The organism is Nocardia sp. 852002-20019_SCH5090214 (genome assembly GCF_001665865.1).
GTDB classification, from domain to species: domain Bacteria; phylum Actinomycetota; class Actinomycetes; order Mycobacteriales; family Mycobacteriaceae; genus Nocardia; species Nocardia nova.
The window spans coordinates 1-705 of record NZ_LZMK01000243.1 but is presented as its reverse complement, the minus strand read 5'-3'; the positions used below and the strand labels follow the sequence as shown (position 1 = coordinate 705).

At 62.4% G+C, this 705-nt stretch carries 1 protein-coding gene; it reads left to right on the top strand.

Features of this window, described 5'->3' with window-relative positions; translation table 11 throughout:
* Positions 1–286: 286 nt before the first annotated feature.
* Positions 287–705: recombinase family protein (locus A5780_RS19305; RefSeq protein WP_064909163.1), on the top strand; the 419-nt coding region annotated here is incomplete at its 3' end.

Genomic DNA, 705 nt, shown 5'->3' with positions numbered 1-705 from the left:
GGCGAGTTTCTGGGCGACGAGTCGACCATCGCGTTCGACGAAGAAGCTCAGCATCTGTGTTCGGTCCCCTCCGAAATCCGTTGACACTCAGAAGTGAAACACGTTACAGCCGCAGCTGCGGAGCGTGGTGCTGGCAGTGCCTGCGCATCTGGGGTACACCCCAACACCACAATCGGCCGGCCGGTGAATTGCGTCAGAATAGGGTGGCGTACCACATTTTCTGACGCATGTCTGCTAGGTTCTTTGAATCTAACTGGACGTTCCGGGTGAGAAGGGGGGTCGCGCGGTGCGCGTCGGCTACATCAGGGTCAGCACTCTCGATCAGAACACCGTCCGCCAGCTCGACGGCGTCGATGTCGAACGCACCTTCACCGACAAGGCCTCCGGGAAGGACTCGGCGCGGCCGAAGCTCGCCGAGATGCTCGCGTTCGTGCGTGACGGCGACACCGTCATCGTGCACTCCATGGACCGCCTCGCCCGCAACCTCGACGACCTACGCCGGCTTGTGCGCACCCTCACCGGCAAAGGCGTACGAGTCGAATTCGTCAAGGAGAACCTGACTTTCACTGGCGAGGACTCGCCCATGGCGAACCTGCTGCTGAGCGTGATGGGCGCCTTCGCCGAGTTCGAACGCGCACTCATCCTCGAACGTCAACGCGAAGGGATCGCCGCGGCAAAGACCCGCGGCGTCTACACCGGCCGCAA